Genomic DNA, 12,702 nt, shown 5'->3' on the forward strand with positions numbered 1-12,702 from the left:
TTACACTGATTTGGTAATTGTTGATTGTAATAAGTCAAAGGTTGGGAGTCAGAGGTCCGAAGTTTAAATTGCAAATATCTTGCGACTTAGCATTCGAAATCCTGACTTCTGACTTCAGTCTCCCTACTTTCGGACTAAACTATGCATCAAACCTCGTCACCCCTGTAACGCCTCTAACCTTTAATAAATTTTTAATCAGGTTTTCCAGGTGTTCAGTATCGTTTACAAAAATCATAATCGAGCCGTCAAATATTCCTTCGTTGGTATCAACCGTTATAGAGCGCATATTCACCTTAAAATCGGTCGAAATTACCCTGGTTATGTTGTTAATCAGGCCTACATCATCAATACCAACAATACGTAAACCAGTTAAAAAGGTCAGTTCTTTTTGTCTGTTCCATTTGGCCTTTACTACCCGGTAACCATAATTGGCCATTAACTGGGCGGCATTTGGACAGTTGGTCCGGTGTATTTTAATGCCTTCGCTTACCGTAATAAATCCGAAAACGTCATCCCCCGGAATCGGGTTGCAACAAGGGGCAAGCGTGTAATCAATACGCTGCATATCTTCACCGATCAGTAAAATATCGGATTCGCCACCTTTAATTTTATTCTTAATGCCGTCAATAGTGAGGTTTTCAGGGCGTTCCGGTCCACGGTTTTCTACTTCCTTTTCGCTTGTTAAATATTCTCTAATATCTTTTAGCTCAATTTTTCCAAGGGCTACATTTACAAAAAGCTCCTGTGTTGAAGGGAGTTTGAAAAAATAACTCAGCTTTTGGATATTATCGGTATTGTAAGTGATTTTTAGCGATTTTAGCTTTCTTTCTAAAATTTCTTTGCCATTTTCGGCTATTTTACGTTTTTCTTCTTTTAAAGATGACTTAATTTTCGATTTCGCCTTTGCGGTAACCACCACATTCAACCAGTCTTCTTTTGGCGTTTGCTTGCTCGAGGTAATAATTTCTACCTGATCGCCATTTTGAAGTTTGTACGAAATGGGAACCAGCTTGTGGTTTACTTTGGCGCCAATACAGGTTGCGCCAACATCGGTATGGATCTCGAAAGCAAAATCCAGCGCGGTAGCGCCTAACGGCAATTGAATTAGTGCACCTTTTGGCGTGAAAATGAAAATCTCATCAGAGAAAAGGTTCATTTTGAAATCATCCAGAAAATCTAAAGCGTTAGCTTCCGGATTGCTTAACATTTCTCGGACTTTCTGGATCCATTGATCTAAACCGTTATCGTTGCTCGATTCTTTGTATTTCCAGTGAGCCGCGAAACCTTTTTCGGCAATTTCATTCATGCGCTGCGTACGGATCTGTACCTCAACCCATTGTCCGCGTGGCCCCATTACCGTAGTATGCAAACTTTCGTAGCCATTTCCTTTTGGAGAAGACACCCAGTCGCGCAAACGATCGGGATTGGGGCGGTATAAATCGGTTACGATCGAATATGCTTTCCAGCAATCAGCCTTTTCATTTTCGGGTGCCGAATCCAGAATAATCCTGATGGCAAAAAGATCATAAACCTCTTCGAAAGGAATATTTTTCTTTTTCATTTTGTTCCATATCGAGTGGATCGATTTTGGCCGGCCGTAAACATCGGCTACTAAACCCTGTTCGTGAACAATTTCATCAATCGGTTCTACGAATTTTTTAATGAAAAGTGCACGTTCTGCTTTTTTCTCGTTTAATTTTTTTGCGATGAATTTATAAGTGTCCGGATCAAGATATTTCATGGAAAGATCCTCCAGTTCCGATTTTATGGCATATAAGCCTAATCTATGAGCCAGCGGGGCATATAAATAAATCGTTTCTGACGCAATTTTAAGCTGCTTATGGCGGGGCATAAAATCCATCGTACGCATATTGTGTAAACGATCGGCCAGCTTAATCAGGATTACCCGAACATCATCTGCCAGGGTAAGCAGCATTTTACGGAAGTTTTCGGCTTGTAAAGAGCTATTGGTATCAAAAACGCCTGAAATTTTGGTTAAACCATCAATAATTTTCGCGGTTTTTTTGCCGAATTCGCGTTCAATATCTTCAAGGGTAATATCCGTATCTTCAACAACATCATGAAGCAAAGCACACACAATAGAGGTTGTTCCAAGGCCGATTTCTTCTGCAGCAATCTGCGCCACGGCAATAGGATGATAGATATAAGGTTCGCCTGATTTACGCCGCATATCTTTATGACTTTCCAGCGCCATATCGAAAGCTTTCCTGATTTCTTTTTTATCACCCTTTTGCAAGGTAGATTTGCTCGCCCGTAATAATGCCCTATATCTTTTTAGAATTTCTTGCTTTTCCGCCTCTAAATCAATCACTAACTCTGTTTTCATTTGTATTTTTTGCGTAAAAATTGCGTCTTATTTCTGAATAAAACTTATATTAGATTTGTGAAACAACTAATATATGAAATAACACCTAACTTTGTAAAAGTATAAATTTATGAAATTTAAAGGGCTCTTTTTTCTTTGTATTGTAATGATTTGTAGCATTTCGCTTCGGGCCCAGGATACTGGTGCCCCTGTATTCCCGAAATTGGGTAAAAGCGATACAATCAGAGTAGCCTCAACAAATGATAATGGTATCATGATTCCGTGGATGCAGCTAAGTGACGTGAATATTTATGCTGCCAGAATCTGGAAATCGCCGGCAGAACAAGCCGCTTTTAACCGTTTAAGGTATAATGTATTAAAGGTAATGCCTTATGCGTTATTTGCAAAACGCAGGTACGAACAATTAGAACAGGATATTGCTAAAACGCCTGAGAAAAAAGAACAAAAACAGCTGCTTAAACAATGTGATAAAGAAATTAAAGACATGTTTAACCGCGAAATTAAAGAATTAACGATTACTCAAGGTCAGATTTTAACGAAACTGATCGACCGCGAAGTGGGCAGAACAACTTACGAAATTGTAAAGCAGACCAAAGGTGGTTTTGCGGCATTTTCTTATCAGATTGTTGCCCGTGTGGTAGGACATAATTTAAAAAGCACTTACGATCCGAATGAGGACAAGGATATAGAATCTATCATCCGTACTTCTGGATTTTATCAATAACATATAATGCAGGAACGCATTCCGAATATTTATTCATTCAAGGTTAAGAAAATTAATGGTGAAGAGCAGCCGTTATCAGCCTACCGGAACAAAGTTGTTTTAATAGTAAATACAGCTTCTGAGTGCGGTTTTACACCGCAGTTAAAAGAATTACAGCAGCTTAAAGACGAGATTAACAGTGCGGATTTCGAGATTCTGGGTTTCCCGACCAATGATTTTGGGAAGCAGGAACCTTTAAACGGCTCTGATATTGCCTCATTTTGTGAAATCAACCATGGTGTAAAATTCCCTGTTTTTGATAAGATAATGGTGCGTGGCGCACAGGCTCATCCTCTTTATCAGTTTTTGAGCGATAAGAAACAAAATTCAAAATTAAGTTCAAAACCCCGTTGGAACTTTCATAAATACATTGTGAACAAAAATGGCGAGTTGGTAGATTATTTTTTACCCTTCACCAAGCCATTGAGTTCGAAGATTAAAAAGAAAATTCAGCAGTTGCTGAGTCAAAATGCCCAATAATATACCATGAAGTTAGATATTTTAGTTATAGCCGTGCACCCTGATGATGCAGAGCTTTGCTGTTCAGGAACCATTTTAAAACATATTGCCCTCGGTAAAAAAGTTGGGATTGTAGATTTAACCCGTGGCGAACTGGGTACGCGTGGTACTGCAGAAACGAGGGATGAGGAAGCAGCAGATTCTGCAAAAATTTTGGGTTTACATGCCCGTGAGAACCTGAGGATGCGCGATGGTTTTTTTCAGAATGATGAATTCCATCGTTTGGAAGTAATTAAAATGATCAGGAAATATCAGCCAGAAATTATTTTAAGCAACGCGCTGGAAGATCGTCACCCTGATCATGGCAGGGCAGGGGACCTGGTTTACGATTCGGTTTTTTTATCGGGTTTGCCAAAAATCGAAACTTTTGTTGATGGTATTAATCAAGCAGCACACCGCCCGAGGTTGCTGTTGCAGTATATTCAGGATCGTTATTTACGACCAGACATTATTGTTGATATATCTGATCACATGGATAAAAAAATTGAATCCATTAAAGCTTTTAAAACCCAGTTTTACAATCCTGATGTTGATGGATTGCAGACTTATATTTCTTCGCCGGAATTTTTTGAAAGTGTAATTGGCCGTTCGAGGGAATTTGGTAAAAGTATAGGTACTACTTTTGGCGAAGGTTTTACTTCGAGGAAATTGCTGGGGGTTGATAATTTATTTGATTTGAGGTAGAGTGATTATCATTCTGAGCGCAGCGAAGAATCTTTAACATAAAAAGCACTTACGCAATTGCGGTACAAATTTTCGGTCTGTTCTGTACATTGGTTTGTTTTTCCATAGGCTGTAGATTCTTCGTTCCTCAGAATGACAAATTCTGGTAGCCAACAAAACCGCCCTTTATTTGTTATTCTCAAAACGAATAATAATGGCGAATATATTCTCATCTCTCAAAAACGCTTACAATCTTTTTAAACATGTAGATTTCGATAAATTAGAAGCTTTATCGAAAAAAGTCGATTTACCCAAAATGGTCGAAACCATATCGAGCCTGGATGATAAACAAATCCAGGGTATGATGAAAATGATGGGTGGGTCGCATAAAAAGAAAGAATTACCCCCAATTGAGGGCGATTTTTATCATTTAGGTGATGAAGCACTGAAAGATGAAGACCGCGAACTGCAGTTAAAGGTCCGTGCCTTTTTAGAAAAGGAGGTAAAACCGATTGTAAACCACTACTGGAATAAGGCCGAATTTCCTTTTGAAATTATCCCAAAACTTGCTGAACTGAATATCTGTGGTTTAACCTACAAGGGTTACGGCTGCCCGGGAAAATCAAATTTGATGGAAGGAATTTTAGCGATGGAAATGGCCAGGATTGATACCTCAATTTCTACCTTTTTTGGTGTACAGAGCGGCTTGGCCATGGGATCGATCTATTTATGTGGGTCGGAAGAACAAAAACAACAGTGGTTACCGCTGATGCAGCAATTTAAAATTATAGGCGCATTTGGACTAACCGAGCCCGAGGTTGGCTCTGCGGCAGCTGGAGGTTTAACCACTACCTGCAAAAAGATAAATGGTAAATGGGTATTAAACGGGCAGAAAAAATGGATCGGGAATGCCACTTTTGCCGATATCCTCATTATTTGGGCCCGCGATGAAGAAAGCGGTGATGTTAAGGGCTTTATTGTGAAAAAGGATAATCCAGGTTTTGCAGTAGAAAAAATGCAGGATAAAATGGCACTCCGTATCGTTCAGAATGGGATTATTACGTTAACCAATTGCGAAGTAGAAGAAGCCGATCGTTTGCAAAATGCAAATTCATTTAAAGATACAGCTAAGGTACTACAAATGACAAGGGCAGGGGTAGCCTGGCAGGCCGTAGGTTGCGCTCGTGGCGCTTACGAAAATGCTTTGGAATATACCCGAACCCGAAAACAGTTTGGTAAACCCATTGCTTCTTTTCAGCTGATCCAGAACCATCTGGTAGAAATGTTATCGAACTTAACGGCAATGCAAACACTTTGTTTCAGGTTATCGCAACTTCAGGATCAGGGTTTGCTGAAAGATGAACATGCTTCTTTAGCAAAAGTATTTTGTTCGTTAAGAACCCGCGATGTAGTAAGCAAAGCCAGAGAAGTGATGGGTGGAAATGGTATTTTACTCGAATATAATGTTGCCCGTTTTGTGGCCGATGCTGAGGCGATTTACTCTTATGAAGGCACAAAAGAGATTAATACGCTGATAGTAGGGCGGGCCATAACCGGGTTTTCTGCTTTTGTATAGGGCTTGGAAAACTCACGAAGTTTTAACAGGCTAAACGTTGTGGAACTTCGTGAGTTTAATGGGCTGCGAGCAAATGTCAGCTTGAGCGTAGTCGAAGACTATAGAGTAAAATAAATAATAGTTTTTAGGGTTGGGAAATGAAAGTGAGTATCTCGTAGGTGCTGTAGTCCCGCCATTTGCTTCAATCTTTTTGAGCAATTGTTGTGCTGAGGTAGGAAGTATCTGTTCCATAGCTTGCAGATGCTTCGTACCTCAGCATGACAGCATATTTAAGGGTACTGCAAGCAAAAAGGATTTTCGCTACTGTCGGGTTTAGTAACAGCGGTTTGTCATTTAAGCCAATTTGTATGCTTACGTGTTACATTCTGTTAGGACACAGACGGAGGAGCTGGCTTTTGTATAGGGCTTGGAAAGCTCACGAAGTTTTAACAGGCTAAACGTTAGGGAACCTCGTGAGTTTAATGGGCTGCGAGCAAATGTCAGCTTGAGCGTACTCGAAGACTATAGAGTAAATAAATAATAGTTTTAGGGTTGGGAAATGAAAGTGAGTATCTCGTAGCTGCCGTAGTCCCGCCATTTGCTTCAATCTTTTTGAGCAATTGTTATGCAGAGGGACGAAGCATCTGTTCCATAGCTTGCAGATGCTTCGTACATCAGCATGACAGCATATTTAAGGGTACTGCAAGCAAAAAGGATTTTCGCTACTGTCGGGTTTGGTTAACAGCGTTTGCTTCCTCGAGGCAATAAGTAATTTAATCCAAGGTCTGTGCCTTCAGAGATCATTCGTTTGTTATATCGCAATAATATTATTTCGTTCTGTGAGGACTGAAAGGGGATTGAGAGTGGGTGCGGGCTATTCTTCAGGCGACGAACCCTGTTTCTAAACCCGATTGTCGTGGATCCTAATTTCTTTCTAATTGGCAGAAACAAAAGCGGGACTGAAAATACCAAATGCACAGAACCGTGTATTTCCAAACCGTAAGGATTAAATCTTTTGGGCAATCAACTTCCCGGATTTTGCCTTCTGTTTAATACGGATGTTTATTAAACGCCACCTGGCTCATCGCACTTTTTTCGTACAGGGCAATGCAGGTTTTATTAAAAGCAGGGTCGAAGTTTACTTCTCCAGGTTGCAATGTATTCGGAAAATTTCCATTTTGCATGAAGAAGTAAACCTTGGTATTGCCATATTTGGTATGCGGCATTAAATTGCCATAATCCTGCATTTCATTCCAAACAGAATCCTTAACCGTTATCACATAAATGCGTTGTACAGGCCCCGTGTTATTGGCGTTTCTATATTTAACGATTTCTTTAAAACCGGCTTTCATATCTTCAACGCCCGGTTGGTCAAAAACATCTTTGACCATGAAAAACACCAATATTAAAACGCCAATAGGAATGATATAAACTAACGGTTTTTTGTTCATGCTACAATAAAGGCAATATTTTTTCCATAACAGTCAGTCCTTCGTCAATATGTTTTTGCTCAATGCAAAGTGCCGGGCGGAAGCGTATGGTTTTCTCTCCGCAACCCAAAAACATAACATTGTTTTCTAGCCCTTTGCTGATAAAAGTATTCCGCATTTCTTTAGTAGGGAAGTCGAATGAGCAGAGCAAACCTCTGCCACGTACATTGCTCATTTTATCGAATTTATGCGACAGGTTTGATAAGTTATCCCGTAAATAGGTACCAATGTTTGCCGCGTTTTCGCAAAGCTGGTCTTCTTCTATAATTTGTAAAATCTGACTGGAGCGTACCATATCTACCAAATTTCCGCCCCAGGTTGAATTGATCCGACTGGGAACTTTAAAAACATTGGTTTCAATTTCATCTACTTTATTGCCAACCAGGATACCACAAACCTGCATTTTTTTACCAAAGGCAATAATATCTGGTTGCGCTTTTTCACTAAAGTGTTGATGACACCAGAATTTACCAGTTAAGCCGACACCGGTTTGCACTTCATCATAAATTAAAAAGGCTTCATTTTCATCAGCTAGTGATTTAAGCTGGATTAAAAATTCTTCGCGTAAATGGTTATCACCGCCTTCTGATTGTATGGGCTCAATAATAATGGCACAAATTTCATCTTTATTTTCGGCAAAGGCCTTTTTAATCTGGGCTAGCGAAGCTTCTTCTGTTTCGACGGCGTGACTTAAATTGTTCCCTGAAAGTGGAAATTTAACTTCGGGAACGGCAACTCTTGGCCAATCGAATTTGGCAAACCATTTGGTTTTATCGGGTAAGGTATTGGTTAAACTTAAGGTATAACCTGTACGGCCGTGAAAAGCCCTCTCGAAGTGTAAAACCTTGAAGCCTTTTTCTTCGGTATATCCTTTGGCAAAGTTTTTCTGTACTTTCCAGTCCATGGCAACTTTGATGGCATTTTCTACTGCTAAGCCTCCACCAGCAATAAAAAAAGCATGTGGCAGGTAATCGGGAATGCCAACTTTAGAAAATGTTTCTACAAATTGTGCGTATTGCTGGGTGTAAACATCCGAATTTGAAGGATTGGCTAAGGCAGCCTGAAACAGGCTTTTCTTAAAACCTTCATCGTTGATCATTTTGGGGTGGTTATAACCCAGTGGAACGGATGCAAAACAGGTAAAAAAGTCAAGTAAAGTTCTGTTGTATTTTGAGTCGTAAATGTAGGCACCATGACTTTTTTCCATATCATAGGTGAGGTCGAAACCATCGGCCAAAATGTGCTTTCTTAACGATTCGTTAACGCGATCTGCTGGTACTGTTAATTGATACATAAACTTGGTTTTGGTATATCCCAAATTTAGCTAAATGTGCCTAAAATCAAAATTTAAGCACTTTTTGTAAGAATTACACAAAAAATAGGTTTAGATCGTTTAAAGTATGATTATAGACAAAAACGGGTTTTGGACTTCACAGATGTGGAAAACTTTTTTGCTAAGTTACCTCTTTTCTTTTTGCATGACAGATCAAACCGCTACCTGAATTCCTTATGGCCTTGCAGTACATTGAATATTTTTATTATTTGGATTTTACCCGAAAGGCCTTGTTCCTTAAGCTTTAATTTATTTTTACGGTAAATTTTGAATTGGTATTAAGCCAGGTGCAGGTTAATTCAATGTTAAGTGAAGCGTTAACCTTGTTGTAATGATAATTTAATATTAAATTTATGATCAGGTAACTTTGCGCCAATGAAATTTCCCCTTTTTCTTTACTACGAGCTGCTAATCCGATTGACTATTTTTAAACCTGAGATTGGGGAATTCAGTTCTGCATTGCCTTTTGATGATCATATTTTGCTCAAAACCAATAAGGGGATGATCAATATTCCTTTAGAAATAATGAAAATGCAATTCAGCGACCCAAGGCTGATCCCGGAGCGGGAGATGGGCAAACTGGCCGCTACATTCCGTCCCCATGGTGAGATTGATTCGATGACCGGTGGTGCTGTTTCAAATGCTTCTTAAACTGTAGTTGTTAAAATAAGAGATACGGACACCACCCACATGTCTTTCCTAATTAAACAGCAAGGATAAGTTAAACATGGTTTTTTGACCATGATTGGTACTTAAAAAAGACCTGCAGTACCAGATATCTATTTTTTAATAACGTTGGTCGATTTTTGTTCCATTTTATACTAAGAGATGATACATTTACCTCAAGCAACACGTCATTACAGGTTAAATAATTTATAAGGTTCCTTAATGAGGAACCTTTTTTATGCTCCTCCGATAATATCGATCAAAAAATTGAGCGCACCTTTGGCATGAAGTGCTTTCGTAGATTGCATAGTCATGTCGGCCGTTTCTGATGCTCTTTTTAACATCTGTTTTTCATAAGCAAAAATGGCCGCTTCGGTGGTTTGGAAACGATCATCTATAAAACATTGACTGAGTTCTAAAGCATCCAGCATGGCCATATTTACCCCTTCACCGGCATAAGGAGGCATTAAATGAGCTGCATCGCCCAGCATGGTTACATTTGGAAGGCTTTTCCAGGTTTGGTCCAATGGCATGCAATATTGCGGCCGTGGAATAAAAGCAGTTGATGCATTTTCAAATAGCTCAAGCCAGATTGGATCCCAATCCGAAAATTCCTGTTTAAACCAGTTAATCACTTGCTTTTTATCCGAAAAATCGATACCCGATTCTTTTACCCAGTTTTCTGCTGTATTACAACCCGTGTAAAACACCAAACTTCCATCGCCTTTTGAACTTACGATGAGTGATTTTTCGCTACCCATCGCAAATATTTTTCCGCCGTTTAATAAAGCATGCATATTCGGTGTAGTTGTTGCAGATGCGTAAACAGCACCTTCTACCACAGTAACACCCGAATAAAACGGTTTAATAAGGGTAATGTATGGACGGATTTTAGAGTTTGCCCCATCTGCTGCAATTACGATATCTGCCTGCACCACATTTCCATTTTTAAACTCGATTAGCCATGAATTATTATCAGGCTTAAGCGATATAAAATGACTGTTCCAGATTACCGTATTTTTTTCTAATGAATCTAAAAGGATTTTTTGCAACGGACCACGGTCTATTTCCGGGCGGAAAGCTTCTCGATTGTCTGTATCATTATCCTCAAATACAATATTGCCATACTGATCAACAATGCGGGTACGATCGGCACCAGGACGGTAGTTGGCCATAAATGCATCCATCAATCCGGCTGCCCGGAGCGCTGCCAAACCTGATTCTTCATGTAAATCAAGCGTAGCACCTTTTGGACGAGCATTTTCGTCGGTATCACGTTCATAAACGTTCACTTTAAAGCCATTCATCTGTAACAAACGGGCCAAAGTTAAACCACCAGGACCAGCGCCGATAATGGCAATTTTTTTATTCTTAAGGTTATTCATTTTTTTAGTTAGTTATGCCTTTAATTACAATTTCGCAACAGGTTAAAATCACCTCTTCCGTAATAATCTGTACCGGGCGGTCTAAATGATCGAAATATTCGCTTACCAGGTCCTGGATAGGCGAAAAGAGCAAAGCCCTGTGTACATCGTGCGGTAAATCCTTTATCAGGCCAGCCTCAACATTTGTTTTTAAGAAAACATGAATAGGAGCAAAGAAAGCACCTTGTAGAATGTTTTTTTCTTGAAAAGCCTTGTTTAGCAGGGGAGAAGATTTTCCATATTGGATTAAGGAAAAAGAGGGTTTGTTGTTTTTTAAATAATGAAAGGTGTTTAACCAAAGCCTTTTCATGCCTTCGGCAAATTTCATTTCTGGGTTGAAGTTTTGCAAAACTGCTTTTTCGTAGTTGCCAAGCACTTCTTCTATAAAAAGTTTTACCAGCAAATCTTCCTTGTTTTCGTATTTGATGTATATGGTTCGGGGAGATATATTAGCTGCCTTAGCGAGCTTTTGCATGCTGAGGTTTTCCAATCCTTCGTCAGAGATAATCTGTAAGGCAATGGATCGGATAGCTGCTTCTTTCTCAAGATTTTTTGGCCTCATTTAATTTATAATTTAATATGGATCAAAAGTAAGTAAACGTTTGTTTACTTTAAAATTCTTGTTTAAATTTTAGATTAGATTGACAATTTAACTAACTGTAGCGTTAATTTGATAGCTGGTATTTGAAGAGATAGGGCCCATGGTTTTTTGATTACAGGCCTTTGAAGCATCGGTAAACCATATGAAAATTATGAGCTTACATGTTTCTTAATTGCCCTTATGGTCAAAAATATTTAATGAAAAAGAAGGATGTAATGGTACGTGGAGACACATACCATGGCGATATGTTTGAACTAAAGATTGTTAAATCTAATTCAACTATATAAGAAATATAAGGTCATAAAAGCTGCTCAAATGCCTTATATGGTCACAAATATTTGATGAATAATAAAAGAAGGATGTAATGGTAATTGGAGACACATACCACGGCAATAGATTCTTTATCTGTGTGGATCCTTTTGATCTGTGGTTAAATCATTAAAATTTATCCTTCATGCCAAAAAGCCCCATTAAGCCACCTGTATGGATAGCAAGTACTTTTTCATCCTTCCTGATAATTCCTTGTTTTTGTAAATCGACAATAGCATAAAACATTTTTGCGGTATAAACAGGATCTAACAGCAGTCCGGTTTGGGCAGTAAAAGTTTTGATAAAACCGATCAGTTCCGGGGTAGTTTTTGCATAACCTCCAAAATGGTAATCGAGGTGAAGTTCCAGTTGACCAGAAAGGGGAGTATATTTTTCAATTTCATCTTTAATAAACGAGCCACCTTTTAATACAGGGATGATATGGAGCTTTGTGTGTAAGCCTTGTTGCTGAATGCCTTTAAGTAATCCTGCAGCGGTAGTGCTTGTTCCGGCAGCACAGAAAATATGATCATAGGTACCGGTTAATTCGCTAATAATTTCTGCACAACCTCTTATGGCTTCTGTTGAAGCGCCACCTTCATCAATAAAATAAGCCTGTTCATCATTGGCAAAATGCTGCTCAAACAATTTTTGTTTATCCCGATAACTTTGGCGATCAGTAAAAATGAGTTTCATGCCAAATAAACGGCATAACAATAACATTTCATTTTTAACTTCTTCCCCGCGTACAAAAGCAGTTGATTTTAAACCTGATCTTGATGCTGCAGCAGCCGTAGCTACCAGGTGATTGGAATACGCACCTCCAAAGGTTATTAAATGCGTTTTGTGTTCTGCCTTTGCCTGAGCTAAAATATATTTGAGTTTACGCCATTTATTACCCGAAATATAAGGATCTATCAAATCATCGCGTTTTACGAAAAGATTGGTAAAAGGAGCAAATGTAATTTTTTGTACCGGGCTATATATTTCTTCGAACACGTGTAAAAATAAAAAACACCTGAATATTTCAGG

At 39.0% G+C, this 12,702-nt stretch carries 11 protein-coding genes; 5 read left to right on the plus strand and 6 right to left on the minus strand.

The annotated features are described in order from the left end of the window. Positions 1 to 139 precede the first annotated feature (139 nt). Positions 140 to 2,347, minus strand: a complete 2,208-nt coding sequence (locus R2R28_RS00415) for a bifunctional (p)ppGpp synthetase/guanosine-3',5'-bis(diphosphate) 3'-pyrophosphohydrolase (protein WP_316823727.1) — start codon at positions 2,345 to 2,347, stop codon at positions 140 to 142. Positions 2,348 to 2,456: 109 nt separating this feature from the next. Between R2R28_RS00415 and R2R28_RS00420 the strand changes: the two genes are divergently transcribed. From R2R28_RS00420 to R2R28_RS00435, 4 genes are all read left to right on the plus strand, one after another. Then, the gene (locus R2R28_RS00420) at positions 2,457 to 3,071 is read left to right on the plus strand and encodes a DUF4294 domain-containing protein (RefSeq protein ID WP_316823728.1); all 615 of its coding nucleotides are present in this window, start codon (positions 2,457 to 2,459) and stop codon (positions 3,069 to 3,071) included. Between the two features lie 6 nt (positions 3,072 to 3,077). Beyond that, complete coding sequence (locus R2R28_RS00425; RefSeq protein WP_316823729.1) at positions 3,078 to 3,590, plus strand: glutathione peroxidase; 513 nt, start codon at positions 3,078 to 3,080, stop codon at positions 3,588 to 3,590. Positions 3,591 to 3,596: 6 nt separating this feature from the next. Next, positions 3,597 to 4,313 carry a bacillithiol biosynthesis deacetylase BshB1 gene (gene bshB1, locus R2R28_RS00430; protein WP_316823730.1) on the plus strand — a complete coding sequence of 239 codons (717 nt, stop codon included), beginning with the start codon at positions 3,597 to 3,599 and terminating at the stop codon, positions 4,311 to 4,313. Between the two features lie 193 nt (positions 4,314 to 4,506). Then, positions 4,507 to 5,868 (plus strand): acyl-CoA dehydrogenase family protein, encoded by a 1,362-nt coding sequence (locus R2R28_RS00435; protein WP_316823731.1) that lies wholly within the window; start codon positions 4,507 to 4,509, stop codon positions 5,866 to 5,868. A 1,028-nt stretch (positions 5,869 to 6,896) separates the two neighbouring features. Here R2R28_RS00435 and R2R28_RS00440 read toward each other — a convergent pair. Both R2R28_RS00440 and lat read right to left on the minus strand, forming a co-directional pair. Then, positions 6,897 to 7,298 (minus strand): hypothetical protein, encoded by a 402-nt coding sequence (locus R2R28_RS00440; RefSeq protein ID WP_316823732.1) that lies wholly within the window; start codon positions 7,296 to 7,298, stop codon positions 6,897 to 6,899. 1 nt (position 7,299) lies between these two features. Further along, on the minus strand, positions 7,300 to 8,631 hold the full coding sequence (gene lat / locus R2R28_RS00445; protein ID WP_316823733.1) for an L-lysine 6-transaminase: 1,332 nt from the start codon (positions 8,629 to 8,631) through the stop codon (positions 7,300 to 7,302). A 456-nt stretch (positions 8,632 to 9,087) separates the two neighbouring features. Here lat and R2R28_RS00450 point away from each other — a divergent pair, with 456 nt between their 5' ends. Continuing rightward, positions 9,088 to 9,321 (plus strand): hypothetical protein, encoded by a 234-nt coding sequence (locus R2R28_RS00450; RefSeq protein WP_316823734.1) that lies wholly within the window; start codon positions 9,088 to 9,090, stop codon positions 9,319 to 9,321. A gap of 251 nt (positions 9,322 to 9,572) precedes the next feature. Here the strand turns inward: R2R28_RS00450 and R2R28_RS00455 are convergent, their stop codons facing one another. The 3 genes from R2R28_RS00455 to R2R28_RS00465 all read right to left on the minus strand — a co-directional run bounded on the left by R2R28_RS00455 (position 9,573) and on the right by R2R28_RS00465 (position 12,669). After that, entirely contained in the window at positions 9,573 to 10,721 is a 1,149-nt protein-coding gene (locus R2R28_RS00455) for an NAD(P)/FAD-dependent oxidoreductase (RefSeq protein ID WP_316823735.1), read from the minus strand. A 4-nt stretch (positions 10,722 to 10,725) separates the two neighbouring features. Continuing rightward, the gene (locus R2R28_RS00460) at positions 10,726 to 11,322 is read right to left on the minus strand and encodes a TetR/AcrR family transcriptional regulator (RefSeq protein WP_316823736.1); all 597 of its coding nucleotides are present in this window, start codon (positions 11,320 to 11,322) and stop codon (positions 10,726 to 10,728) included. A 477-nt stretch (positions 11,323 to 11,799) separates the two neighbouring features. Further along, complete coding sequence (locus R2R28_RS00465; protein WP_316823737.1) at positions 11,800 to 12,669, minus strand: 1-aminocyclopropane-1-carboxylate deaminase/D-cysteine desulfhydrase; 870 nt, start codon at positions 12,667 to 12,669, stop codon at positions 11,800 to 11,802. Positions 12,670 to 12,702 lie beyond the last annotated feature (33 nt).

Source organism: Pedobacter miscanthi, assembly GCF_032678605.1.
Taxonomy (GTDB): Bacteria; Bacteroidota; Bacteroidia; order Sphingobacteriales; family Sphingobacteriaceae; genus Pedobacter; species Pedobacter miscanthi_A.

Bases quoted from the DNA above. Each gene is read 5' to 3' on its own strand.
- R2R28_RS00415 (WP_316823727.1), bottom strand. From the start codon at position 2,347: ATGAAAACAGAGTTAGTGATTGATTTAGAGGCGGAAAAGCAAGAAATT.
- R2R28_RS00420 (WP_316823728.1), top strand. From the start codon at position 2,457: ATGAAATTTAAAGGGCTCTTTTTTCTTTGTATTGTAATGATTTGTAGC.
- R2R28_RS00425 (WP_316823729.1), top strand. From the start codon at position 3,078: ATGCAGGAACGCATTCCGAATATTTATTCATTCAAGGTTAAGAAAATT.
- bshB1 (WP_316823730.1), top strand. From the start codon at position 3,597: ATGAAGTTAGATATTTTAGTTATAGCCGTGCACCCTGATGATGCAGAG.
- R2R28_RS00435 (WP_316823731.1), top strand. From the start codon at position 4,507: ATGGCGAATATATTCTCATCTCTCAAAAACGCTTACAATCTTTTTAAA.
- R2R28_RS00440 (WP_316823732.1), bottom strand. From the start codon at position 7,298: ATGAACAAAAAACCGTTAGTTTATATCATTCCTATTGGCGTTTTAATA.
- lat (WP_316823733.1), bottom strand. From the start codon at position 8,631: ATGTATCAATTAACAGTACCAGCAGATCGCGTTAACGAATCGTTAAGA.
- R2R28_RS00455 (WP_316823735.1), bottom strand. From the start codon at position 10,721: ATGAATAACCTTAAGAATAAAAAAATTGCCATTATCGGCGCTGGTCCT.
- R2R28_RS00460 (WP_316823736.1), bottom strand. From the start codon at position 11,322: ATGAGGCCAAAAAATCTTGAGAAAGAAGCAGCTATCCGATCCATTGCC.